The organism is Rothia sp. HMSC058E10, from assembly GCF_001809415.1.
Lineage (GTDB): Bacteria > Actinomycetota > Actinomycetes > Actinomycetales > Micrococcaceae > Rothia > Rothia dentocariosa.
In genome coordinates this window covers 281,961-307,377 of sequence record NZ_KV797619.1, presented here as the reverse complement: position 1 = coordinate 307,377, position 25,417 = coordinate 281,961, and the positions used below count along the sequence as shown (strand labels likewise).

22 protein-coding genes, 1 tRNA gene and 1 riboswitch are annotated in these 25,417 nt (G+C 49.4%); of the genes, 20 read left to right on the top strand and 3 right to left on the bottom strand.

Going from position 1 to position 25,417, the window contains the following annotated elements; genetic code table 11:
- Positions 1-170: 170 nt before the first annotated feature.
- The 6 genes from dprA to fabF all read left to right on the top strand — a co-directional run bounded on the left by dprA (position 171) and on the right by fabF (position 6,714).
- Positions 171-1,505 carry a DNA-processing protein DprA gene (dprA, locus tag HMPREF2609_RS04215; RefSeq protein WP_246825567.1) on the top strand — a complete coding sequence of 445 codons (1,335 nt, stop codon included), beginning with the start codon at positions 171-173 and terminating at the stop codon, positions 1,503-1,505.
- A 60-nt stretch (positions 1,506-1,565) separates the two neighbouring features.
- The gene (locus HMPREF2609_RS04210) at positions 1,566-2,636 is read left to right on the top strand and encodes a tyrosine recombinase XerC (protein ID WP_083296692.1); all 1,071 of its coding nucleotides are present in this window, start codon (positions 1,566-1,568) and stop codon (positions 2,634-2,636) included.
- Between the two features lie 294 nt (positions 2,637-2,930).
- A complete protein-coding gene (locus tag HMPREF2609_RS04205; protein WP_070535149.1) occupies positions 2,931-3,830 on the top strand; it encodes an ACP S-malonyltransferase in 900 nt (299 codons plus the stop codon).
- A 56-nt stretch (positions 3,831-3,886) separates the two neighbouring features.
- Positions 3,887-4,912, top strand: coding sequence for a beta-ketoacyl-ACP synthase III (locus HMPREF2609_RS04200; protein WP_004004540.1), 1,026 nt, complete (start codon positions 3,887-3,889; stop codon positions 4,910-4,912).
- Positions 4,913-5,114: 202 nt separating this feature from the next.
- Positions 5,115-5,357: an acyl carrier protein gene (locus HMPREF2609_RS04195; RefSeq protein ID WP_004004541.1), complete on the top strand. Its 243-nt coding sequence runs from the start codon at positions 5,115-5,117 to the stop codon at positions 5,355-5,357.
- Between the two features lie 88 nt (positions 5,358-5,445).
- Positions 5,446-6,714, top strand: coding sequence for a beta-ketoacyl-ACP synthase II (fabF, locus tag HMPREF2609_RS04190; protein WP_070535147.1), 1,269 nt, complete (start codon positions 5,446-5,448; stop codon positions 6,712-6,714).
- 208 nt (positions 6,715-6,922) lie between these two features.
- Here fabF and HMPREF2609_RS04185 read toward each other — a convergent pair whose 3' ends face one another.
- On the bottom strand, positions 6,923-8,398 hold the full coding sequence (locus HMPREF2609_RS04185) for a GH25 family lysozyme (RefSeq protein WP_070535145.1): 1,476 nt from the start codon (positions 8,396-8,398) through the stop codon (positions 6,923-6,925).
- Between the two features lie 479 nt (positions 8,399-8,877).
- Positions 8,878-9,017, top strand: a riboswitch (FMN riboswitch).
- Between the two features lie 123 nt (positions 9,018-9,140).
- On the opposite strand from HMPREF2609_RS04185, the gene pnuC reads away from it, so the two are divergent.
- The 12 genes from pnuC to lgt all read left to right on the top strand — a co-directional run bounded on the left by pnuC (position 9,141) and on the right by lgt (position 21,143).
- Positions 9,141-9,860: a nicotinamide riboside transporter PnuC gene (pnuC, locus tag HMPREF2609_RS04180; protein ID WP_070535143.1), complete on the top strand. Its 720-nt coding sequence runs from the start codon at positions 9,141-9,143 to the stop codon at positions 9,858-9,860.
- Complete coding sequence (gene ribD / locus HMPREF2609_RS04175; RefSeq protein WP_070535140.1) at positions 9,857-11,104, top strand: bifunctional diaminohydroxyphosphoribosylaminopyrimidine deaminase/5-amino-6-(5-phosphoribosylamino)uracil reductase RibD; 1,248 nt, start codon at positions 9,857-9,859, stop codon at positions 11,102-11,104. Before pnuC ends, ribD begins: the two co-directional genes overlap by 4 nt.
- A gap of 191 nt (positions 11,105-11,295) precedes the next feature.
- Positions 11,296-12,573, top strand: coding sequence for a 3,4-dihydroxy-2-butanone-4-phosphate synthase (ribB, locus tag HMPREF2609_RS04170; protein WP_070535138.1), 1,278 nt, complete (start codon positions 11,296-11,298; stop codon positions 12,571-12,573).
- Positions 12,570-13,331: a GTP cyclohydrolase II gene (locus HMPREF2609_RS04165; protein ID WP_048751638.1), complete on the top strand. Its 762-nt coding sequence runs from the start codon at positions 12,570-12,572 to the stop codon at positions 13,329-13,331. Before ribB ends, HMPREF2609_RS04165 begins: the two co-directional genes overlap by 4 nt.
- An 82-nt stretch (positions 13,332-13,413) precedes the next feature.
- Positions 13,414-13,887, top strand: coding sequence for a 6,7-dimethyl-8-ribityllumazine synthase (gene ribH, locus HMPREF2609_RS04160; protein ID WP_048751639.1), 474 nt, complete (start codon positions 13,414-13,416; stop codon positions 13,885-13,887).
- Between the two features lie 139 nt (positions 13,888-14,026).
- Positions 14,027-15,619 (top strand): anthranilate synthase component I, encoded by a 1,593-nt coding sequence (locus tag HMPREF2609_RS04155; protein ID WP_070535136.1) that lies wholly within the window; start codon positions 14,027-14,029, stop codon positions 15,617-15,619.
- A gap of 24 nt (positions 15,620-15,643) precedes the next feature.
- Positions 15,644-16,327, top strand: a complete 684-nt coding sequence (locus tag HMPREF2609_RS04150) for a Trp biosynthesis-associated membrane protein (protein ID WP_070535134.1) — start codon at positions 15,644-15,646, stop codon at positions 16,325-16,327.
- 173 nt (positions 16,328-16,500) lie between these two features.
- Positions 16,501-16,755 carry an HGxxPAAW family protein gene (locus HMPREF2609_RS04145; RefSeq protein ID WP_048751642.1) on the top strand — a complete coding sequence of 85 codons (255 nt, stop codon included), beginning with the start codon at positions 16,501-16,503 and terminating at the stop codon, positions 16,753-16,755.
- Positions 16,756-16,849: 94 nt separating this feature from the next.
- The gene (trpC, locus tag HMPREF2609_RS04140; RefSeq protein WP_048751644.1) at positions 16,850-17,644 is read left to right on the top strand and encodes an indole-3-glycerol phosphate synthase TrpC; all 795 of its coding nucleotides are present in this window, start codon (positions 16,850-16,852) and stop codon (positions 17,642-17,644) included.
- 187 nt (positions 17,645-17,831) lie between these two features.
- Positions 17,832-19,163: a tryptophan synthase subunit beta gene (trpB, locus tag HMPREF2609_RS04135; protein WP_013398974.1), complete on the top strand. Its 1,332-nt coding sequence runs from the start codon at positions 17,832-17,834 to the stop codon at positions 19,161-19,163.
- Positions 19,160-20,011, top strand: a complete 852-nt coding sequence (gene trpA, locus HMPREF2609_RS04130; RefSeq protein WP_048751648.1) for a tryptophan synthase subunit alpha — start codon at positions 19,160-19,162, stop codon at positions 20,009-20,011. The genes trpB and trpA overlap by 4 nt, the downstream gene beginning before the upstream one ends.
- A gap of 1 nt (position 20,012) precedes the next feature.
- The gene (gene lgt, locus HMPREF2609_RS04125; RefSeq protein WP_080972530.1) at positions 20,013-21,143 is read left to right on the top strand and encodes a prolipoprotein diacylglyceryl transferase; all 1,131 of its coding nucleotides are present in this window, start codon (positions 20,013-20,015) and stop codon (positions 21,141-21,143) included.
- Positions 21,144-21,371: 228 nt separating this feature from the next.
- On the opposite strand, the gene HMPREF2609_RS04120 is transcribed toward lgt, so the two are convergent.
- Positions 21,372-21,944, bottom strand: coding sequence for a flavodoxin domain-containing protein (locus HMPREF2609_RS04120; RefSeq protein ID WP_048751652.1), 573 nt, complete (start codon positions 21,942-21,944; stop codon positions 21,372-21,374).
- A gap of 509 nt (positions 21,945-22,453) precedes the next feature.
- On the opposite strand from HMPREF2609_RS04120, the gene pyk reads away from it, so the two are divergent.
- Positions 22,454-23,932 (top strand): pyruvate kinase, encoded by a 1,479-nt coding sequence (gene pyk, locus HMPREF2609_RS04115; protein WP_013398979.1) that lies wholly within the window; start codon positions 22,454-22,456, stop codon positions 23,930-23,932.
- A 199-nt stretch (positions 23,933-24,131) separates the two neighbouring features.
- Here the strand turns inward: pyk and HMPREF2609_RS04110 are convergent.
- Positions 24,132-24,211, bottom strand: a tRNA-Leu gene (locus HMPREF2609_RS04110).
- Positions 24,212-24,422: 211 nt separating this feature from the next.
- Here HMPREF2609_RS04110 and HMPREF2609_RS04105 point away from each other — a divergent pair.
- Complete coding sequence (locus HMPREF2609_RS04105; RefSeq protein ID WP_048754317.1) at positions 24,423-25,037, top strand: ANTAR domain-containing response regulator; 615 nt, start codon at positions 24,423-24,425, stop codon at positions 25,035-25,037.
- Positions 25,038-25,417 lie beyond the last annotated feature (380 nt).

Here is a 25,417-nt window from a genome sequence, read left to right as displayed (position 1 = left end):
ATAGTGAAGAGAGAACTATCATGCCAGACGTACTTTTAGACGTAGAAAACCATACATATTTTCAACAGCTAATGATGTATCGCCGGAAAGAGCTTGAAAGCCTAGACCAAGCGTACATCCCGGAACCTTTTGAAAGTTCGACACCGTTTCAGTGGCGAATAAATGCGGAGTTGCAGGATGAAGAAGCCGAGCTGCTATTTGAGGAAAACCTGGAACCGGAAGAACGGATACGCCAGGTGCGAGCCTATATTCGGTTATGTACCGCCCTTATTATGCGCTTTGCTGATCCTGCGGACCCTCTGATCGTTGAGGGACTAAAAACTTTGGGGGCTCCGCTTACTTTGTATTGCGTGACTAATCCGGAAGGAATGACGGAAACGTGGTGGAATGGGGGAGAACCCAGCGAAGAAATTGCCGATGTACTTCGTGCCGCAGGGGTCAGTTATACACCCGGTCAGCATTCCATGAGCTATGAGGACTTTACTCGTGGTATCGCAAAGAAGCGTAGGAGATGGCAGGGACGTCAGCGATTTGAACCTCGACGTGAATGCGCTATGGCGGTATCTTGCGGCATATGGCTTGTAACCCCTGTTGATGATTTTTGGCCTAACCACCTTCAAGATTTAGGGGATGAAACTCCGTATGGTCTGTGGGGCAAGGGTGATCCCGCAAAATTACGGATACTAACAGAGTATTTTCAGAAATGTGTTGCGGTCGTTGGTTCGCGCGATGCGAGTGTGTACGGTGCTGATGCAACATCATATTTAGTACACGAATTAGCGCAGAAGAGTCACATTATTATCTCCGGTGGGGCTTATGGCATTGATGTGGCTGCCCATCGTGCTGCGCTTGCCGCAGGAAGTTCTGCGGTTCCTACGATTGCGCTCATGGCTGGAGGCCTGGATCATTTCTATCCCGTGCAGAACAGCGAGATTTTGCACCGTATTGTGGAGGAAGGCCTTATTCTGAGCGAAGTATCTATTGGAAATACACCCACACGGTGGAGATTCCTAGAGCGTAACCGTCTTATTGCAGCCCTTTCACACGACATTGTGGTGGTAGAAGCACGTTGGAGGTCGGGCGCCCTCAACACCGCCCGGCACGGACTTGAAATCGGACGGGAACTTTGGGCTGTTCCAGGGAATATTAACTCTCCGAACTCTGTAGGTTGTCACAGGCTTATTCGGGATGGCTATGCTCGTATCCTGAGCGAGATACAAGATATTCTGGAAGCTCGTGAAGGGTTCGATGCTCTGCAGGAAGAAAAGCAAAGTCATGATCACGAGCAAAGCACAGTTCTCGATACCATGTCGGAGGCGCAGGGACGGCTTTGGGACATGATGTCCCCGCGGACCTATCGATCGGCGGAGGAGCTTGCGGGCCACATCGGCTTGCCTTTGCGCGGTACTATGGTAGAACTGAGCCAATTGGCGCAACAAGGTCTGGCAGAAACCGATGGGTTCGGGTGGCGTAAAATACGGCAGGAAGCTCGCTCAGCATCATAGCTTAGTACATGGACTTGCTAACCTCGCAGAAGAGATAGGGACAGAAAGGAGGAAGGCGAGATGACAGCAGCATTTTGGGATGATAATAAAGAGCTTTCAAAGACTTTACCTATGCCCGATGCAGTTCTACCGGAAAGTTCATTAGCCCCTACCCTCCCCATGTCAGCAAGCCAGCAGGACCCCGCCCCAGACCTTGCTCCCGTCTTATCTGGAGAAGTATTTTTACCTATTGTCGAGCATTTCGAACGTTATCTCAGGTACGAGAAGTATCGTTCCGAAGAGACTATCCGATCGTACATATCTGATCTCTACGGGTTTTTCGGCTTTATCGGACGACGGGGAATTAGCCGTGTTGAAGATGTAAACCTGCAGCTTATCCGTGAATGGCTGGGGTCTATGCACCTAAAACAAAATGCCAAGACAACTGTAGCTCGACGTGGTTCGACCCTGCGCACTTTTTTCAGCTGGGCTCATGAGGAAGAACTCATCACAGAAAATCCTACCCGGGGAATGAGTACGCCTAAGCGCGACCGATATCTTCCTGCTGTCCTGAGTCAGGAACAAATGAGCTCCGTTTTGGACACCGTAGCATTGCGATGCCGCGAAAATCCGCAGGATATCCGGATGCTGAGGCTTTGGGCTGTTCTAGAGGTTCTGTACTCATCGGGTATGCGTATCTCAGAACTTACAGGCTTGAATCTATCGAGTATAGACCGAGCTAATAAGACGGTTCGCGTTATCGGTAAAGGTAATAAAGAACGTGTTGTACCATTGGGAACCCTCGCGATGAAAGTTCTTTCACAGTGGGTCAAAATAGGGCGCCCGTATTGGATAGCCAAAGGTTCACGCGATGTAACTGCCCTGTTTATAGGGCCACGCGGCAAACGTGCAAACCCTCGACAAATTCGTGAAGATATTAGCCGAATCCTACGTACACTTGAGGATACCGAGGTTTCAGGGGCACATGTCCTTCGTCATTCTGCTGCAACTCATCTTGTTGACGGAGGGGCAGACATTCGTACCGTTCAAGAGCTGTTAGGGCACGCATCGCTCTCAACGACACAGATCTATACCCATGTCTCCATGAAACGTTTAGCAGATACCTATACTCGTGCTCATCCGCGAGCTTGAGTGTACGGAAGCGGAAAAGGCTATTGAAGTTTTTCGTGTGCCTGCCCTGCGCGGTAAGCGAAAAATGATGACGTTACAAGAAGCAACTGGTGCTTAGAAGGCATAAGATATCAAGACCAATATCCAGCGGAGCCTGTGGTGGGCGCTTATGGAATATACCGGCTAAGACAAAAGATGAGTAGAATATCTCTGGAGCGTTTATCAATAATATGTGGCATTTGAGCTACTCCGTACGATGATAAAGCGATAGAATACTATACGCGAGAGCATCATGAGCTATTTGAAAGGTCAAGAATGTACGCTATTGTCTGCCCCGGTCAAGGATCTCAAAAAAAGGGCTTTCTCACTCCTTGGCTTGAGATTGTCGGAGTTCGTGAACACCTTGAGCGTCTCTCACAAGCAGCAGAGCTTGACCTTATCCATTACGGCACCGAAGCCGAGGAAGAAGCTATTAAAGACACCGCTATTGCCCAGCCTTTGATTGTTGCTGCAGGTATTGTCACCGGGCGTCTAACGCTTGCTCATCTAGGAACAGAGAATCTACTTTTCGCAGGGCACTCCGTAGGAGAAATTACAGCAGCTGCGCTTTCTGGAATTCTTAGCGATGAAGATGCTATGCGTTTTATTCGCGTTCGTGCCACCGGCATGGCCCAAGCCGCCACTGCATCCCCAACCGGTATGGCAGCAGTCCTGGGCGGCGATGAAGAAGAGGTTCGTGAAGCAATTAAAGCGGCGCAGCTAGTTGCAGCCAACTCCAATGGCGGTGGACAAATCGTTGCAGCAGGCGCACTTGACGCTCTTGAAAAATTCACTGAGAATCCACCGGCTCGTACTCGTGTTATTCCGCTTAAAGTTGCTGGCGCCTTTCACACAGAAGCTATGGCCCCGGCCGTGGAACCACTCAAGAAATTTGCAGACACGATCACGGTTGAAGATCCAAAGCACAAAATTTTGAGTAATCGCGATGGCTCTGTGGTCGCTTCCGGACAGGAATTTCTCGATTCTCTCGTCAAGCAGGTTACAAACCCTGTGCGGTGGGATCTGTGTATGGCTCAGATGTTGCAAGACGAAGTCACCGATATTATTGAGGTAACACCTGCAGGAACCCTCGTCGGATTGGCAAAACGCGCAATGCGTGGTGTACCTTTCATCGCCGTTAACGCTCCTGAAGACCTCGAAAAATTTGGTGCATAGGTTTAAGGCGTATCAGATCAGACCCACGAAGAAACAGCTCAAGGAACAGTAAACACGTGACTACCCTCAAACAATATGAGAACAATCGTTACTCCCGCATTTTAGGCTATGGGGCTTCCCGTGGTGAGGTAATTGTTCATAATAACGATATCGTTGAAGCTATCAACTCGTCTGATGAGTGGATTAAGCAGCGTACCGGGATTTCAACCCGACATCGAGCTAGCGAAAACCAAACCGTTAATGACCTTGCAATCGCAGCAGCTCATGATGCGCTCGCCAACTCACACGTGACGGGTGAACAGATTGATGCCGTTATTATCTCAACAATTTCCCATCCGTATGCTACTCCGTCACTAGCTGTTCTGGTTGCGGATGCCATTGGGTCTCGGTGTCCTGCTTACGATATTTCTGCGGCCTGCGCTGGCTTCTGCTATGGTATAGCTCAGGCAGATGCTATGGTTCGTTCTGGTATGGCGCAGAATGTTCTCGTGATAGGCGTTGAAAAACTCTCAGATTTTATAGATAATACGGAACGTTCTATCTCATTCTTGTTGGGAGATGGAGCGGGTGCGGCTGTTGTCAGCGTATCGGACGAACCCGGCATCGCCCCGACTATTTGGGGGTCAGACGGCTCTCGTTGGGGAACTGTTGGAATGACCCATTCCCTCCTCGATATCCGTAACCGTGATTTTGTCGCTAACCCCGTGCAGGAAGACGAAAAGATTTGGCCTACCCTGCGTCAAGATGGACCTTCAGTCTTCCGCTGGGCCGTGTGGGAAATGGCAAAAGTTGCACAGCAGGCTTTAGAATCGGCAGGTATTACTCCGGATGAGCTGGGTGCATTAATTCCGCATCAGGCTAATGCTCGCATTATCGATCAGATGGCAAAAACCCTGAAATTGCCTGAAAATGTCGCTATTGCGCGAGATATTGCTGATGCTGGTAACACGTCTGCCGCCTCCGTTCCTTTGGCAGCGCATCGTCTTTTGCAGGAACAGCCTGAACTTTCTGGAAAATTTGCATTACAGATTGGTTTTGGGGCCGGTCTTGCATATGCGGCACAGGTTGTTGTTCTTCCGTAAGTTATCGAGATCACTCTTAAGGTATCTGAATATACCTTTTATGAGATAGCTCAAATTCGTACCTGCAAACACTAGATTTACAGTACGAATTTGAAAAACTCGGGGTTATTGTGTGAGATACTTACACAGACACGATAAACTCGATTATGCACATGCTCTTAACCAGGAGCGTGCTACCACTTCTATGACAAAGGAGCCCTTCATGGCTAACAAAGAAGAGATCCTCGCAGGTCTTGCTGAGATTGTAAACGAAGAGACCGGTGTTGAAGTTGAAGATGTTCAGCTGGATAAGTCCTTCACCGAAGACCTCGATATTGACTCTATCTCGATGATGACTATCGTAGTGAACGCTGAGGAAAAGTTCGAAGTTACTATTCCAGACGAAGAGGTCAAGAACCTCAAGACTGTTGGTGACGCAGTAGACTTTATCGCAAAAACAGCCTAAATTAGGCTGCCGACGATGGGCGCGGGCAAGTAACCGCGCCCATCTGTCTAGTTTCACCCTCCACCGATATAACCAAGAAAGTGTGAAGATGTCTCGAAAAGTGTTGGTGACCGGTCTCGGCGCAACCACTCCTATTGGCGGCGACGTCCCCACCACCTGGGCAAATGCGCTTACAGGCGTCTCGGGTATCACTAAAATTGATGAGCCCTGGGTAGAAGAATACAGCCTGCCTGTTTACATCGCTGGGCGCCTCGCAGAGCCTGCTCACGAGTCAGAACGACTCACCAAAGTTGAAGCAAAGCGCTTAGATCCTTCAGGACAGCTAGCACTTATCGCTGCTCGTGAAGCCTGGGAAGATGCTGGTTTTTCGGGTTCCGACGCTGAATCCGCAGAAGAAGTTGATCCCTTACGCACCGGTGTAGCATTTGGTACTGGTATTGGTGGTGTGTGGACCCTGCTTGATGCATGGGATACATTGCGTGAGAAAGGACCTCGAAGGGTTCTTCCCATGACAGTTCCTATGTTAATGCCTAACGGCAACGCAGCCGCTGTGTCGATGAACCTGAAAGCGCGCGCCGCTGCTCAAACCGTCGTATCTGCCTGTGCTTCTTCAACGGAAGCTATGGAGCTGGGGGTCGATATGATTCGCACAGGTAAAGCAGATGTGGTTGTTGTCGGCGGTTCCGAAGCAGCAATTCATCCTCTTCCGTTAGCGGCCTTTGCGCGTATGCAGGCACTATCGTCGCGTAACGATGACCCCGAAAAAGCCTCACGCCCTTATGATGTGGATCGTGACGGGTTTGTGATGGGCGAAGGCGCTGCGGCTATGATTCTTGAATCAGAGGAGCATGCCCGAGCCCGTGGAGCGCGAGTCTATGCCGAGCTAGCAGGTACCGGTGTCTCTGCTGATGCCTTCCATATAACCGCTCCCGATCCTGATGCTCTAGGAGCCACACGAGCTCTGCGCGAAGCACTCAAAGATGGGGATATTGACCCTACTACAGTTGTGCATATTAACGCACACGCAACCTCAACTCCTGCGGGGGATCTACCAGAAGCAACTGCTATGCATGCTACTTTCGGTGAGCATACAAAGAATATTGCTGTTTCTGCAACCAAGTCTATGACGGGGCATCTGTTGGGTGGTGCAGGAGCCCTTGAAGCAGTGCTTACCGTATTGGCGATTTACAACCGCAAAGCTCCGGCTACTATTAATCTGGAAAACCAGGATCCGCAGATTGATCTTGACGTTGTGACACAGGCACGGGAGCTTCCTGAAGGAGAGATCGTTGGTATCTCGAATTCCTTCGGCTTTGGTGGACATAACGCAGTCGTCGCGTTCCGTTCTGTTGAGTAACTCTGCATAATACTGCATTGGGGCCTTCTCGGGAATTACCTGAGAAGGCCCTTTTCGCATCTGTTTACAGCTGTGAAGCCACGAAAAACAGTGAGGTATGCGTACCTAACGCAGCTGTCATATCTGAAAGTGCCGCGGGAATAATACAGGGAGACTTCTCCACAGTTTTGTGGGGAAGCCTCCCTGTTATTAATGAGGAGCGACTATTTTACTTGTGCTTATAGCGGTAGATAAACGCTGCCATCGCACCCCGTTCAACAGGTTGCCAAGGACGGAAAGTACCATCAGCCCAACCGGTAGCGATACCAGTACCTTTGAGCCACATAATTTCTCGATAAAATTGATTGTTCGCTCCAACATCTGAGAAATTACGGCCTGCGGGCACCGCTGGTTTCCCCGCAAAACGGTAGAAGAAAGCTGCCATTGCAGCGCGGTTGACACTATCGTGCGGACGGAAGGTGCCATCAGCCCAACCGGTAGCGATACCTTGCTGATGCATCCAGACGATTTCGCGATAGAACTGGTCTTGAGGCGTTACATCGCGGAAAGGTGAACGTGCTGGAAGATTAACCGGGGGAGAGCCAGCCATACGGTAGAAATAAGCTGCCATTGCAGCGCGTTCTACACCTGCGTCCGGTCGGAAGCTTCCATCCGGCCAGCCGGTAGTAATTTTCTTGTTGGCTAACCATTCAATTTCTTTATAGAAAGGCGAGCTCTGCGGAACATCTCGGAACCGGGTCTTAGGAGCCGTTTCTACACGGGGGGCAGGTTGAGGATGCCACGAACGGTTCTTAGCTCCCGCGTTAACTGCTAGAGCGCGTAAATCGTGAACTGTACCCGGGAAGAAATTCGAATCTCCAACGAACGGACCTTCAGAAGAGAACTGCCAGATATCGTAATTGCCCCATCCTGCTGGCATAGGACCCGGGTGGTAATTGTAATTTGCCAAATGCAAAAGATGATTACCGAACTCTGTTGCACCTACGCATTGCCTCCACCAGTAATTAGCGGTATAAATCATAGGATATCGACCGGTGAGGCTGCGGTAGGTCTCCATGAAATCACGAATCCACCGAGTGAGATCGGCACTGCTCATGTTGTAGCAGGTGTTGCCAAGACTTGGATATGGGTTGTATTCAATATCGAGTAGGCCGGGCATTGTAATTCCGTCGTTACTCCATCCACCGCCATGTCTGACGAAATAGCGTGCCTGTTCAGCTCCAGAGGTGGAGCGTGGGTTGGCAAAATGATAGGCACCACGAATCATGCCCGACTGTGCGGAACCGTTGTATTGTTGAGCAAAGTAAGGGTTAGTGTAATAGTTACCCTCTGTTGCTTTTGTGTATGCAAAACGGGAGCCCATATTATATGCACGGTTCCAGTCTACATTTCCTTGGTATGAAGAAACGTCCATACCGAGGGTCCCACCTGTGGGAGTCCACATGGAAGTGGCATTAGGGGAGATCTTGCCAAGAGTTGAGGATTGCGACTCTGCAAGGCGAGCTCGCTCACCTGCACCCATTGGAGTATTCATTTCCTCGTGAGCGGGAATTTGAGCTGTAGCAGAAGCATCAGAAGTATTTTCATGAGCTACTGCCGGGCTTATAGTCCCTAAAGCCAGCACCATAGCGCCAATGGCTGCTAGGGTCTTTGAAACAGACTTTTGCCGGTTAAAAAGTTTCATGTTTACCTGCAATTTTATTTAGTTGTGTATGTGAGAGTGATATGTGTTGTGCATGATTCAAAAATGCGAAGAATATTTTTCGATTCTTAAAAATGCACTGCAGATCATGCTTCTCAAAGGAAGCGTGAACGAAGAGTATTCTAAAGATAATTTCCTATAAATTTCAAGTATTCAACCCTTTGTAGCGCGTTTTTGTGAAAGTATGAGTATTTTTTAAGTGTCAAGTATTAAAATATCTGATACCCCAAGAGTAATATCATTAAATTGTATGTTAAACCTCATATGTGGTGGAAAAGTTTATATTTTTCAATATAAACAGGCAAGGAGAAAAGTACATTCTATTTGAGATTACATAATGTCTAAATCACAAATTAAGGGTAAAGAAATTGACATATCTTTAGCCCATACTGTGATAGCGCTGGTGCCTTCCTCAAGACCTGCTTTTGGCGATCTTGCGTGGTGTGCCATAATTGACCCGTAATCGTGCTCCGGGGTCGGTGAAATTCCGAACCGGCGGTGACAGTCCGCGAACCGTGCGTATCAGTTATTGTGATGCTTACGGCCGAACCGGTGAAACTCCGGTACCGACAGTACAGTCTGGATGGTAGGCAGCACGAGCAGAAAGCACGGGATGCGGTCACGGTATATATTCGAAACCGTTATCTAATGTTCCAGCAATTGCTGGAATCAATGCATTTTGTTCTCCCCGGAGTCGCCGCAATGACGATGAAAGGGAGGAACAGTGAACGTTCTGCGGTGGCTCTTCGACGCACAAATACAGTTTGGAGACCAGATTCTTCTTGTGCGCGAAGTTTTAGGTAACCTTTTCGGTTTAGCCTCAGCTTTGGGCGGAATGCGCCGTAAAGTCTGGGCATGGCCGATCGGTATAGCCGGAAATCTGCTGCTTTTTACCGTGTTTATGGGTGCCTTCTTCGGCAGCCCTAACCCCATTAATATGCTTGGTCAGGCTGGGCGCCAGATTATGTTCATAACTGTTTCTGTATGGGGCTGGTATCGTTGGCGGCAGTCCTGCAGAGCTCAAGGAACGCGTGCCGAGGGGGCAGCTGTAATTCCACGATGGGCATCCAGGCTGGAACGTTTTAGCATTATCTCTGTACTTATTCTTGGCACGATAGCGTTAACTCCAATATTTCGTTCTCTAGGGTCATACGAGCCCGTATGGTCAGATGCTTGGATATTTACCGGTTCGCTTATAGCGACCTATGGTATGGCACGAGGATGGGTAGAGTTCTGGCTAATTTGGGTTGCTGTTGATATTGTTGGTGTTCCGCTGCTTTGGAGCGCAGGCTACTATGCCACCTCTCTGATGTATGTTTTCTACGGATGCTTTACTCTTGTAGGCTTCTTCGTATGGTGGAGTACTCGGAATCGTGAAGAAAAAACCCGAGTTCAAACGCAATTTCCAGATATTACTGTTGACGTGGAATCGAGCAAATCATGACAACGTATCTAGGCCCTGAGATGTATACGCCCGTAAATGACCTTGACTATTCTGCTGCGGAGTACGGACATCTTCAAGGAATACCTGCTTCGGTAACCATGAAGATCCCTGAAGGGTCATTGACCGATGACTGTGCTATGCGTTTAGCTTTAAAAGCCGCTCGTCAGGGTATACGAGGAGCTAACCCACTTGTTGGAGCGGTTATTACAAACTCTGCCGGTCAAGTACTGCATATTGGATGGCATCGCGGGGCAGGAACACCTCATGCTGAAGCTGATGCCTTAGCTCAAGCCCGCGCGGCTGGCACGGATATGAGCGATGCAAAAATGTATGTGTCGCTAGAACCCTGCAATCATACAGGCAAAACTGGTCCATGCTCGCATGCTATCAAAGAAGCTGGAATTTCTCAGGTCTTTTATGCATATCCAGATAGGAGCGCTCAGGCTTCTGGCGGAGCAGAATATTTACGCTCTCACGGAGTCGTAACAACGTATATGCGAGAATTTGCTGAGGACTCGTACTCGCTAAATGAACGATGGTTTATTTCGGTCGCAGAAAAACGACCGTTTATTACCGTTAAATCTGCTTCAACTCTTGACGGTTTTATCGCGGCAGCAGACGGCACCAGTAAATGGATAACTGGTTCACAAGCACGTGCTGATGGGCATCTCATCCGAAAACGCGCAGACGCCGTGATGATCGGAACCCGCACTACACTCCTTGATAATCCCTCACTAGATGCCCGTGATATCTCAGGGCAACGCTACAAGAAACAGCCTTTACGGGTTGTCATGGGAGAAACAGATATACCAAGCACCTATAAAGTGTGTGGTCTAGGTACAAGAGACCCAGAAAATTACATGCAGGTTTACACTCATGAGCCCCGAGTCCTTCTTGACGAACTTTACAGTCGTGGGGTGCGACACCTCATGATTGAGGGAGGACCGGGAATGGTTGGCCTATTTACCGGGGAAGATCTTCTTGACGAACTTGTTTGGTACCGCGCTCCTATACTCATGGGGCACGGTAAAAGTGCAATGTACCGACTTATTACCAACACGTTGGAAAATGCCCCTCGTCTGCAGCTTGATGATCTTGGGATGTTTCCATCAGTCCGGGTCTTAGGCGAAGACACCGCAACGCACCTGATACCAAGCCCCCGTAGCACTGCAAAAAATACACCGGGTATTCGTCGTGTACTTCCACGTTTCACGCACAAATATTTTCCAGAATCACGAGAATAAAAACTACAAAAGTTATGCATAATTCCTGGAAACAAAGTGTAGGAAAGGGAACATCGTCTTTGAGATCGTTCCGGTATGCACCTGCACGATATTTCGGGGAATAAAAGACTCATCTTTATAGTTATAGTGCAAGTATCGTAGCGGCATCTGAATTCCATCCTGGTGCAGCTGCCACAGAGGAGAAGACACACATGTTTACAGGAATTATCGGTGCGCTAGGTACCGTTGAGTCCGTTCAACCAGTCTATGACGCTCAAGGGACTTCGACCGGAGCTGCATATATCACTATTAACGCTGGTGATATTGTCTCTGACTTGGATCATGGAGGATCCCTAGCTGTCAACGGTGTATGTCTAACTGCCGTCGATGAGGATAGCATTGAACCGCAGCAATTTCGCGCTTATGCAATGGGGGAGACGCTCACTCGGACTAATTTAGGCGCGCTAACTCAAGGATCGATCGTTAACCTTGAACGGTGCATGCCTGCCAACGGAAGGTTCGACGGACACGTAGTCCAGGGACACGTAGATGGTATCGCGACGGTTATATCAATAACTGAACATGATGCATGGTGCACTATTCGTTTTTCCATTCCTCAAGAACTTGCTCCGTATCTGGTTGAGAAAGGTTCTATCGCCGTCTCTGGCGTATCGCTGACAGTAACAGCGGTTTCTGCCTCTGCTGAGAGCGCTCCCTGGTTTGAAGTCGGTTTGATTCCTGAAACTCTTAGCGCAACTAATCTAGGGCAGCTTACTGTAGGAGACACTGTCAATCTTGAAACAGACGCGCTCGCTAAATATGTAGCCCGGTTGATGGAAATGAGAAATGTAGATTTCCATGAAACTTCCGTAGTTGCACAAGAGCTGGATTCTATTCAGGAGGCCATTGAGGCTATCTCCATCGGTCGAGCTGTCGTTGTAGTGGATGATGAAAACCGTGAAAATGAGGGAGATATAATTTTTGCGGCTGAATATGCTACAGAAGAACTCATGGGATTTACTATCCGTTATACTTCCGGAGTGATATGTGCTCCAATGAGTCACGAACGCGCAGACAGCATGAACTTGCCGCCGATGACCGCGCACAATGAAGATCCTAAAGGTACTGCATATACGGTTTCTTGCGATGCGCGTGTAGGAACCACAACAGGTATTAGCGCCGCCGATCGTGCCCGTACAGTCAGAGTTCTTGCAGACGCCTCAGCGGGCCCTGAAGATTTGAGCCGTCCGGGACACATATTTCCCTTGCGTGCCGTAGCTGGTGGGGTGTTGGAACGTGCTGGGCATACAGAAGCGGCCGTAGAACTTACTCGTGCGGCAGGTCTTTCGGGCGTAGGCGTTATCGCCGAGCTTGTTCATGATGATGGAAGTATGATGCGCTTTGAGGCTTTGCGCTCTTTTGCAGCTGCACACAGCCTCCCCATGATTTCGATCGAAGACCTTATTCAGTATGTGAAGGAACGAGCATGAGTGATACTCCAGAAAAGCAGAGCACTCAGCACAAGCACATACCCTCAGAGCTCGAATTTGAGAAACGCGATCTTGCTGAGAGATTTGCCCACCAATACACAGCTTCGCCTTTAGACTTAGTGCCTCATCCCAGCCCGCAACTGGTGGAATCGACCGTTGAGGTTATTGTTCCTACACCCCATGGAAACTTTGGGGTACGTGCTTGGCGGTTTGCCGATGGTGCTGAGCATATGAGCATTCGTGCTATAGACGCCCAAGGGAACCCTATTGCATTTTCGGGAGAAGCTCAGATTCCCGCAGTGCGAATCCACTCCGAATGTGCTACTGGAGATATTCTGGGCTCCTTCCGATGCGACTGTGGTCAGCAGCTTGAGAATGGGTTAAAAATTCTCTCGCGTTATGGTGGTTGGATGCTCTATATTCGCAATCATGAAGGGCGAGGTATTGGGCTTGTAAATAAGTTGCGAGCCTATGCACTTCAAGACGTTGGCCTTGATACCCTAGACGCAAATTTAGCGCTTGGCTTAGACGAAGATATGCGTGATTACACGCAGGCGGCACTTATTCTGCAAGAACTCGGGGTTCATAATCTGCGACTTATCACAAATAATCCGGCAAAGGTTGACGCGCTGACCGAGCTGGGGCTTGAAGTACATGAGGTAATTCCTGACGAAATTCCGGCGCGTGCTGAGAACGCCAAGTACCTTGAAACAAAACGTCGGCGTATGGGGCATAGGCTCCATGGGCCTAGTATATAGTTCTTCTGGCTGATAACAGCTTGCTGTGTGGTCAGAGGACGACTTTGCGATATAAACCAACGACACCAAGGAGTTAAGAAATATGAGCGGCGCAGGAGCAGCAGATACCACTCTCAATCCCGAGGACTACACTGGATTCAAACTAGCTATTGTTGCGGCAAGCTGGCACACTCAGGTCATGGAAGGGTTACTCAATGGGGCGCAGCGCGCCGCCGCTGATGCGGGGCTGGAGCCGACTATTGTGCGTGTTCCGGGGACTTTTGAACTACCTGTTGCAGCAACCCGTCTTGCCGAAAAATACGATGCGATTGTTGCCCTCGGCGTTGTTATTCGCGGTGGAACTCCTCACTTTGACTTCGTATGTCAGGGCGCTACGAGTGGTCTGACCGATGTTTCCGTGCTGACTGGTCGCCCGGTCGGTTTCGGGGTACTCACCTGCGATAATGAACAACAAGCTCTAGACCGTGCCGGACTTCCTGGTTCCTCTGAAGACAAAGGCTATGAGGCAACGGCGGCAGCTTTGCAAACCGCAGCGACTCTCAAACGACTGAGCTAATTAACAGCGCGAAGTGTCAATTTTGATACTTCGCGCTGTTTGTTCAAACCACTGTTAGATGTGGTGGAACTTGTACACTAATACGAGAGCCCCAGGCAACAGTTTGGGCATCAGCAATCGAGCACGAAGGATTAGTCCTATGCAGGATTTGGGCATTATCTCACCCTCTCTTGAAGAATTCCGGGAACGCGCAGTGACTCACCGAGTTATTCCGGTGTGCATCAAAATTCTTGCAGACTCGCTCACACCCATTGGTATTTATCGTTCGCTGGTTCTACACGATGGTGCCGCTGATCCTGGAACTTTTTTGCTTGAATCGGCTAAGATCGCGACCGAGGGGGAATCGGCAGCTTGGGACCGGTATTCTTTTATCGGCGCTTCTTCTCGTTCAACCCTGACCACACGAGACGGCAAGATATATTGGCAAGGGCAAACTCCGGCGGGAGCCCCAACAGAAGGCGACCCCGTTGAAGCTATCAAACAAACCCTTCGTATGCTTCATACTGAACCGGTTCCTGGCCTTCCACCGTTAACATCGGGGTTGGTAGGTTACTTGGGCTGGGACGTAGTACGCCGCTGGGAGAACCTGCCGTATCCGCCAGCTGATGACGTGAATCTCCCAGAATTTGCCTTGAACATGGTTTCTGACATGGCAATCCATGATAATACTGACGGTACAGTGCTCTTGATCGCAAATGCCATTAACTTCAACGATACCGATGAAAATGTGGATGATGCATACGTCGATGCGGTCGAACGTCTGCACCGTATGCTGCAGCAGCTAGAACAGGGTGCCTCTGAAACGGCATCGGTCTTAACCGGAGTTTCTGAGGTAAATGCTCGAATTCATCGTGAGGTTACTCAAACTTGGTCGGTGCAAGGTTATCAAGACGCAATTGATCGTTGTAAGAAAAATATTATTGATGGCGACGTCTTTCAGATCGTGATCTCACGTCGTTTTGAAGTTGAAACTGGCGCGGATGCGCTTGACGTCTACCGTGTACTTCGCCAATCTAACCCTTCACCCTACATGTACCTCTTTAACTTTGAGGATGCTGAGGGTATTCCTTTCCAAATTGTCGGTTCTTCCCCAGAAGCCTTGGTGACCCTCAAGGAGGGGCGTGCGACCTCGCATCCTATCGCTGGTTCCCGGCCTCGCGGTGCAACTCGTGAACAGGATATAGCTCTTGCTGAAGAGCTTCTTGCCGATCAAAAAGAGCGCTCTGAGCATTTGATGCTGGTTGATTTGGCGCGTAATGATCTGTCTCGAATTGCAAAGCCTGGAACGGTCTCTGTTGATGAATTCATGGTGATTGAGCGGTTCAGCCATATCATGCATATTTCTTCCTCAGTGAGTGCTGAACTTGACCCTCAATTCAGTGCTTACGATGTACTTCGCGTTGCTTTTCCGGCGGGGACTCTCTCGGGGGCTCCCAAACCGCGGGCCATGCAGCTTATCGACGAGTATGAGCCGACCCGCCGTGGGGTTTATGGGGGTGTCTGCGGATATTTTGATTTTGCTGGAAACATGGACATGGCTATTGCAATTCGTACTGCTGTTCTCAAGGGAACAAAAGCTTACGTACAGGCTGGAGCCGGTATTGTGATGGACTCCAACCCGGAGTCCGAGACTGAAGAGACCGTAAATAAATCAGCCGCTCCGCTCCGTGCCGTATTGACGGCATCGGGCCTGAAACCTCTGCAGACAAAACGCATTACCACAGCAGATTAAGAACCTGCGGGAGGGCATAATCCCATGAATACACAGCGGCATAAATCCTCGTCTTTGAATCAATCAAATAACTACGAGACAACGAGTACTGCTACGGCTTTTAGTGCGGCGGATGAAAACTTACACTCGAAACCTGCGCGACTACAAGCGCCTGGACTGGTGCTTTTAACAGGGCTTGCTGTGGCTGCCCTTGCCTTTAGCACGACGCTTTTTCCTTGGGTCCAAGCGCATGTGAACGGGGTCTTGGGGGAACAAAATCTTGACATTACTGGGTCTCGAGCGGCCCCCGCAGTAAGCGCACTGGCGATGGTAGCTTTAGCAGCTCCTTTAGCGGCGCGCATAGCCCCTCAGCTTTTGCGGTATGTTATCGCATTGGTAAGTTTAGGATCCGGGGTAGGTATTATTCTCTCTGCGCTGTCGGTGGTGATGAATCCCGCAGGTGCGGTTGTAACTGAGACCAGCAAGGTAACGGGAACCGTGGCGTCTACAGGTACGTATGCTGTGACTGTTTGGCCGTGGATTTCATGCATATCAGGTTTTCTTATTATGTGCGTGGGACTTTGGACTCTTGTAGTGGCTCGACACTGGCAAGGTGGGCGTAAATATAACCGCACAGTGCGTAACCTGCAAGAAGCTCCTGGTGAGGTCGACAATATGGATGCATGGGACCTGCTGAGCAGGGGAGAAGACCCTACCGTAGAAAAATAGTTTTAAATAGTGAAAGAGGCTTCAAACACTGCGAGTTGTACAACATTGCTCGTCTAAATATTTGTACGATTCTCACCAGCAAATTCACAGAAGACGAGGTCATGACCTAAAATCGAAGAAAGGACGTCTGTACGCATTATTCGCGTATCTGTGCACACACATGAGGAGTTTTCGTGACGGAAGAGAAAGTTGTTATTGTTCCTGAACGCCCGTATGCAAATCACGGTAGCACCGTAGCATCGTGGGTTATGATCGCCATCATGACGACCGGGGTACTTGTTGGTGCTGTTGCGTATGATCTGGCTCAGCCCGTTATCGTCTTTGTTGGTGCTGGCATTATCGTGCTGGGTCTAGTGGCTGGATTGCTTCTCAAGAGTGCTGGCTACGGTCAAGGCGGTTCTAAAACCAAAAATACTGAGCGTCACTAGTAAATACGCTACGAGCGCCTCGCCCATGACGAGGCGCTCTCTCTTGTGCTATCTCAAACTTTTGGATATTTGATGACTATGAGAAGGAACACTGTTGAGTACCATACTAGATGAAATTATTGGTGGAGTACGTGAGGATTTAGAGGTTCGTCGTGCAAAACATCCTCTGGAAAAGGTGCAGGAGCTAGCGCTCTCTACGGCACCAGCTCTTGACGCTGTATGTGCTTTACGCGGTGATGGCCAAACTGTGCGTATCATTTCAGAGGTGAAACGTTCGTCTCCATCGAAAGGTATCCTGGGGGAAATAGCGGATCCAGCGGAACTAGCGGTGAAGTATCAGCGTGGAGGAGCAGCAGCTATTTCGGTGCTTACCGAAGAACGCCGTTTCGGCGGAAGCCTGGAGGATCTGGACGCGGTGCGTGCTCACGTCAGTATTCCCATATTGCGTAAAGATTTTATTGTTGATGAGTACCAGATTTGGGAAGCACGTGCACACGGCGCAGATCTGGTGCTTCTTATTGTTGCTGCCTTGGAAGAAGATACCTTGAGCGCTTTCTTAGAGCTTGCCGAATCGCTTGGTATGAATGCTCTCGTAGAAGCACATACTTCAGAAGAAATATCTATCGCTCAGCGTGTCGGAGCCAAAATTATAGGTATTAACGTTCGCAACCTAAAAACTCTTGAAGTCAAGAACGCGCATTATGCAGAGCTTGCGGTCGACCTGCCGGAAAGCGTTATTAAAGTTGCAGAATCTGGTGTATCTGGGCTGAGCGATGTACAGAACTACGCGCAGGCTGGTGCTGATGTCGTGCTTATTGGTGAGACTCTGGTCAAATCTGGAGACCCGGAGAAAACTGTACGTGAATTTTCGGCTGTCCCTCATCTCTAATGCAGATTAGAGCTATCTTACGTAGATGACAGTTTTTCACATGTGAATAATCATAGGGCTTTTCTTTATATACGCTGACGCTATGTCATTCCGCGTAGAATAGTAAAAATACGAACAAGCCGTACCATGAGTTAAGTGTACAAACCTAACTCATGGATGAGAATAAAAGTACCCGGGAAGGACAACAATGAGTGAAAACCTGGCAGACGCATTTCTTGAGGGGAAATCCCTCAAAAATGCACCCGGTCCCTACTTCGGGCAATACGGTGGGCGATGGATGCCTGAATCGTTAATTGCCGCCATGGATGAGCTTGAGTCTACCTTCCAGAATGCTAAGCAGGATCCAGAGTTTATTGCGGAATTTCAGCGACTCTCTGCTGAATACTCGAATCGTCCTTCATTGCTAACGGAAGTTCCGCGGTTCTCAGAGCACGCTGGGGCTCGGATCTTTCTGAAACGTGAAGATCTTAACCATACCGGTAGCCACAAGATTAACAATGTTTTAGGACAAGCACTTCTCGCAAAGCGCATGGGTAAGACACGTCTGATCGCAGAGACCGGTGCTGGTCAGCACGGTGTAGCAACGGCAACGGCTGCTGCGCTTTTCGGTATGGACTGTGTGATTTACATGGGTGAAGAAGATACTGAGCGGCAGGCTTTGAACGTGGCGCGTATGCAGCTTTTGGGCGCGAAAGTTATTGCCGTTCAGAATGGCTCCCGTACTCTGAAAGACGCTATTAATGAGGCTCTTCGAGACTGGGTCGCTAATGTCGAGAATACCCACTATCTGCTGGGTACAGCGGCGGGAGCACATCCTTTTCCTACGATGGTGCGTTTCTTTCATGATGCTATTGGTTCTGAAGCACGCGAACAAATTCAACAGATGACTGGGCGTCTTCCCCACGGAGTTTCTGCATGCGTTGGTGGGGGTTCAAACGCCATTGGAATCTTCCATGCATTCCTTGATGACCACGATGTAAAACTTTACGGTTTTGAGGCGGGGGGAGACGGTGTAGAAACCGGACGTCACGCCGCAACTATTAATCTAGGACGCCCAGGAATGCTTCACGGTGCCGTAACCTACCTGATGCAAGACGAAGATGGGCAAACTATAGAGTCGCATTCGATTTCTGCTGGCCTAGACTATCCCGGCGTTGGGCCCGAACACTCGTACCTTTCAGACTTAGGCCGTGTCAGCTACCAGCCGGTGACCGATACTGAAGCTATGGATGCTTTTCAACTGCTTTGCCGTACTGAAGGTATTATTCCTGCCATCGAATCGGCGCATGCACTTGCCGGTGCGTTACGGGTCTGTCAGGAGTGGGCGCATCAAGATTCTGAGTCTGCCCGTGAAAAAATAATGGTGGTGTGCCTATCTGGTCGTGGCGATAAAGACATGGAGACTGCCTTGAAATGGTTCGATCTAGGGAAAGCAACCCCGTCATCTTCTCTCATGACAGGCAATAAAGAGGCAGTTGCTGAGAAGGCAGTGCAGGCAGAAAGCGAGGCGCACGCATGAGCTATCAAGACGCACAGCCGCATGCGGCAAAGTACGAAGTCCTTGACGGTACCTTCCCGCCCCAAAACCCGAACTCGCTTCTCGTACAGCTGTTACGCGAATGCAAAGAAGATGGGCGTGCAGCACTTATCGGGTACCTCCCCGCAGGTTTTCCCAACTTTGAAGATTCTGTGGCAGCAGCTATCGAATTAGGCAATAACGGTGCCGACATTATTGAGCTGGGCGTACCGTACTCGGATCCGGTCATGGACGGCCCCGTTATCCAGCACGCAACAGGTACCGCATTAGAAGGCGGCTTCAAACTTTCTCGGGTTTTTGATGCTGTACGGCGCATTACTGAGGCAACCCAAGCTGTCGTTGTCGTGATGACGTATTGGAACCCCGTACTTGCCTACGGTGTTGATAATTTTGCACGTGATCTTGCGGCTGCTGGAGGAGCTGGAATGATCACTCCAGATTTAGTACCCGATGAAGCATCGGCTTGGTTCGAAGCCTCTGAAAAATACGGGTTAGATCGTATTTTCTTGGCGGCGCTATCATCATCGCCTCAACGTTTAGAGACTATCGCTAAGGCCTCGAGCGGGTTCGTTTATGCCGTTTCTGTCATGGGCGTTACAGGGGCTCGCACCTCAGTCTCAGAAGCTGCCCAAGGACTTGTCGAAAACCTTCATGCTGCAGGCGCTGAATACGCGTGTGTTGGTTTAGGCGTTTCAACTCGTGCTCATGTTGAAGAGATCGGAACTTATGCAGATGGTGTGATTGTAGGAACGGCACTTGTAAAAGCTCTAGCTGATGGAGGTCCTATTGCGGTGGGAGCACTAACTCGTGAACTTGCAGGACGTGCATAGTATGAATGTTATATTATCGGAATCCTTTACCTCAGCAGTATCCCTTCCTCTGGCGTCAATCCCGTCGCCGAGTGTATCTTATCTTCAGCTTGGGCCGTTTCGTATCCATTTTTACGCACTTTGCATTTTAGCCGGAATAATCGTGTGTCTATGGCTTAGCGCTCGGCGCTGGGCACAAGTTGGCGGCACACGTGAGCGCGTATATGACGTGGCAATGTGGGCTATTCCCGCTGGAATTATTGGGGCGCGTGCTTACCATGTGCTCATTACAGACCCTGGCAGCTATTTTGGTCCCAATGTCTCTGATCCTTGGGCTTTCCTGAAGATTTGGGAAGGCGGCATCGGCATTATGGGAGCGGTGTCCGTAGGAGCCCTGGGGGCCTGGATTGCTTGTCGCCGATACCAGATTAACTATGCAGCATTTGCGGATGCAGTTGCACCAGGTATTATTTTGGCGCAGGCTTTTGGTCGTTGGGGCAACTGGTTTAATCAGGAGCTTTTCGGTAAGCCTACTACCCTTCCGTGGGGTTTGGAGATTAGTCAATCGAGTGGGAATTTTCCTGCTCAATATCCCGCAGGAACTCTCTTTCATCCCACGTTCCTTTACGAATCATTGTGGAATCTTGTGGGCGCATTCCTTCTAATTTTCCTGGGGAATAGGTTCCTGAAGCGCGGACAAACTTTTTGGCTCTATGTGCTGTACTACGGTATTGGACGGTTCTTCATTGAAGTGTTCCTGCGTATTGATACCTCTGAAACACTTCTGGGGCTGCGGGTTCACGTGTGGACATCGGGTGCCCTGATTGTACTAGGGTTGATCGGCTTTGTTGCCGCTGGTATCCGCGCTAGGGCTAAAGCTGCAGCGGGCATTGCTGAAGCTCCAGTGCAGGGATCATCTGTTCAGCAGACCCCCAACTCAGAGAAGACTGCCGCCCAAGATTCGGATGAGGTTTCTAACCAGGGTAAAGAGACCTTGGAAGAATCTCGGATATCTGAGAAGAAGGTAACGGAAGAGAAGCAAGCTACAAAAGACAAAGAACCAGGCACCCAGGAAGAGCCTGCAGATAGGGTTCAGACCGGTGATAAGCAGGATAAAACCCCTGAGATCCCGTGGAAAAAATCTAAATCGTAAATTCTTGGACAACTAATCTTGGGTCCTCTTCACTATTTCAATGGTGGAGAGGACCTGACTTTTTCCTTGATGAAAGATAAAAGGAGGGGGTGGGCCGCACACACAAGACCCACCCCCTGCAACCGAATACGTTATCGGCGCGGCCTCGCACCCGCATCCGGAATCAAAAGACCGGAGGAGGAGAGAAAACCTCCGGCCAAGTCTATTTTGGTAACCTGCTATGCAATATCAGAGGAATTTGGATATTGCTTCAACAAGTGGTTTTAGAGACTCTCGGTTGGTGTAATCCGCATGACCGGTTTTATAGCACTCAAGCATTTGCTGAATACCTTCGTTGGGGTTTGGATTAGCCATCAACCAAGCGCGAACCGGACCTTTAAGAGCGGTCTTATGAGCAAGTGAAAGCTCTGAAAAGTCAATCCCACCACGTAAATGGAAAGTTGGGCGTCCATCGGTGAGTTCTGTAGTATAACTTTTAGCGACAGCCTTGTCGAGCAGTTTCTTGGAGTACTCGCCTGTGAAGGAAACCGTGAAGAATGCAGTACGTTCCTTTTTAGGGAGAATAAAGGGAACAATCTTCTTCTTGAGGCTGGGAGCGCCTGTAAGGAACCCGCCGTAATCGCTACCGCCAATAATAACGGAGTCCGCTGCTTCCACAAGTTCAGGGGTTACTTCTGTAGCCCGTAAAGTATCGACTTCAGGAGCCTGTGGTAATGCTCGCAGATCTTCTGCTATCCAGTTCGCATAACGCTCGGTGTACCCATAGGTTGAACCGAAGATAATCAGCACACGAATGGTCACTGAAGCCTCCCAAAGCAAATTTGCATACAAGATACTAATTATTGATTCCAGTCTATGGCAGGTGGTGATAAATGTGAAATTGCTTAGCCAATACTGGCGTGTCGTTTTTATCACATGGAAGAGGGGAGTGAGCGATGAACATCAAGGTGTGTCATACATGATGTGGGCATATTTGTTTCTCGGACAGGAGCGCTTGACCATAGTTTCAAATGAGATGTCAGAAAACAACTAAAACCTAATTATTGTTCTGAGGGGCAGGTAGAGAGCACGTGAGTCTTGAGTGGGCAACATGGTTCGAGGTTAAAACAAGGATTTCCTGAAAATACCGAGAATTTTCCTCCCGAAAACGCTTGAGAAGGAATATACTAGAAGGGATGAATGCCGCACATGCCATGTTGTGTATACATGGTGTTGTGTGGGAATAATTGGGGCTCCTGATGAGAAGGTTCCATCTATATTATGGGTATCTTTCTTAGAAGGTTCCACCCCAACACACGAAGGTTAGGTACATGAGGCGCGCAAAAATCGTTGCAACCATTGGTCCGGCTATTTCTTCTCCCGAAAAAATTGCGGAAGCGATCAAGGCGGGTATGAATGTTTCCCGTCTGAATATGAGTCACGGTGACCACGACGTTCACACTAACTCTTACACAACTATCCGTGAACAATCCGCGGCGTTGGGGAAAGAAGTAGCTATTCTTGCTGATCTGCAAGGTCCTAAGATCCGTTTGGAGCGCTTTGTAAACGGGGAAGAATATCTAAAGCCTGGCGCTGATTTTACGATTACTTCTGAGGACGTTGAGGGTACCAAAGATATCTGTGGTACGACTTATAAAGGTCTTCCTGGCGATGTGAAGCCTGGCGATAAACTTTTGCTGGATGACGGTAAGATCCAGCTGGAAGCCGTTGAAGTAACTCCAACTCGTGTTCGCACTCGTGTGATTGTAGGCGGACCTATTTCAAACAATAAAGGCATCAACCTTCCTGGGGCGGCCGTTTCTCTTCCCGCACTGACCGAGAAGGATGAGGCTGACCTTCGTTTTGCCCTGAATTTGGGCGTAGATATTATTGCTCTTTCCTTTGTACGTAGCGGGAAAGACGTAAACCGCGTTCATGAGATCATGGCCGAAGAGGGTATCCGTATTCCGGTGATTGCCAAGATCGAAAAGCCTCAAGCCGTTGATAATCTGCAAGATATTATCGACAAGTTTGATGGCATCATGGTTGCCCGTGGCGACCTTGGCGTGGAACTGCCGTTCTCTGAGGTGCCACTGGTTCAGAAGAAAGCTATTGAGATGGCTCGTCGCTGGGCTAAGCCCGTTATTGTGGCAACTCAGGTACTTGAGTCCATGATCTCTAGCCCGACTCCTACGCGCGCGGAAGTCTCTGACTGTGCAAACGCAATCTTGGATGGCGCCGATGCGGTGATGCTCTCCGGCGAGACTTCGGTGGGCAATTACCCCATTATTACCATTGCGGCAATGGCCTCCATTATTCGTGATACTGAAGAAAAGGGTCTATACCGCGTACCACAGCTGGACCGTAAGCCCCGTACTCGTGGTGGTGCCATCACGCGTGCAGCTGTAAACATTGCGGAACAATTGGATGTAGATTACATTAGTACTTTTACCCAGACGGGTGACTCAGCACGCCGTTTAGCACGTCTACGCCCTGCGCAGCCGGTACTTGCTTTTACCCCCAACCCAAAGGTGCGTGCTTTTATCTCACTGTTGTGGGGTGTTGAAGCTGCGCATGCGCCGGTGGCGACCAACATTGACGGTACGACCGACATCGTAAATGACTACCTGGTCGAGCATAAGCTCGCAGAACCGGGTGATCTTATTGTGATTGCTGCAGGTTCGCCTCCCGGGGTGGCGGGATCAACCAATATGGTTAAGGTACACCGTATTAAGGAACAGGGTTCCGGCGAACATGAACCGGAAGAGCGTGAGCACCTGCGCCCCTACGGGGAAGACGAACACAAGTAAGGTTCTTCTTTATCGTGTAAACATTTTTCGAACTGAATCTATGAGAAGTCCCGCCTCTTTGATGCAGGAGGCGGGACTTTCTATATGCGGAAAGACCCACCATATGAGTTGCGGGTACCCAATCTATTGAACTGGAGCTCCAAGAAAATAAAAACTCGTCTCAAAGCCATAACTATGGTCGAGACGAGTTTAGTCAATGTGCCCGAGGTGGGACTCGAACCCACACTCCGAAGAACCTGATTTTGAGTCAGGCGCGTCTGCCAATTCCGCCACTCGGGCTTGCACTCAAAGGTACGCATAAGATTCTACCCTATCGATTGGCAGAAAATCGAATTACAAAGAGCAAGAAATATCCACAGTATTCTTTGAATCCTCGACGATAGTTTTGCACCTAGACGAGAAACATACAAATTTCAACCTTATACAGTAGATGAAGTTTTATTAACTACTGTAGAATAAAGGCGACTGAAAATAGACCAAGGAGAGAGTTATGTCAGAGAAGACCGCTCACGAACACGAGGGAGAGCAGGTCTCGGCGCGCACCGTTGTGGTTGCCGAAGACGAAGCATTGATTCGCCTGGACATCGTCGAAATCCTGAAGGACCAAGGGTTCGAGGTCGTGGCAGAGACCGATAATGGTAAAACCGCTATCGAGCTTGCCAAAAAACACCATCCCGATTTGGTGCTCATGGATGTCAAAATGCCGATTATGGACGGTATTACAGCCGCCGAGGAAATCGGAAAGGAAAAAATAGCGCCTGTGGTGCTCCTGACCGCTTTCAGCCAGAAAGAGCTGGTGGATCGTGCTGTTGAAGCTGGGGCCATGGCATATGTGGTCAAGCCCTTTACTCCTAATGACCTTTTCCCCGCTATCGAGGTGGCGCTTTCTCGATATGAACAGCTGCGTACGCTAGAGAAAGAGGTTACAACTATTCGTGATCAGTTTGAGACTCGAAAGCTCGTAGATCGTGCCAAGTCTTTGCTTATCACCAAAATGAACCTCACCGAGCCTGAGGCATTCCGGTGGATTCAGAAGACCTCAATGGACCGTCGCCTCTCTATGCGAGAGGTATCCGATACTATTATCAAGCAGCTGTCTGAGTAATATTCTTGGGACCTTAGTGTCAAGTCCCAAACGATGATTAGCTGCTGCTCTAGAATATAAAATTCAGGAGTGTGGATTTTCAGGACAACAAGACTCTTGTTGTCCTGAAAATCCACACTCCTGCTTTACGCTTTTATTTGCTCACGACAGCCTTGAAATGAATGTATTAGCGTCGCATTATACGGGTTATGTCGTCATCGTCATCACTACTATGAGGACCTTTAATCGGGCGTGCTGTTGGGGACCCAGCCCAGAGTAAAACGCCGGCTGCTATGAAAAGTCCTAACCACCAGAAACTTCCTGGATTTCCCATAGCGGCAACCCAACATACCAGTAGAACAGCTATGGCTAAGGGCAATGTAATACGTTTTGCACGGACG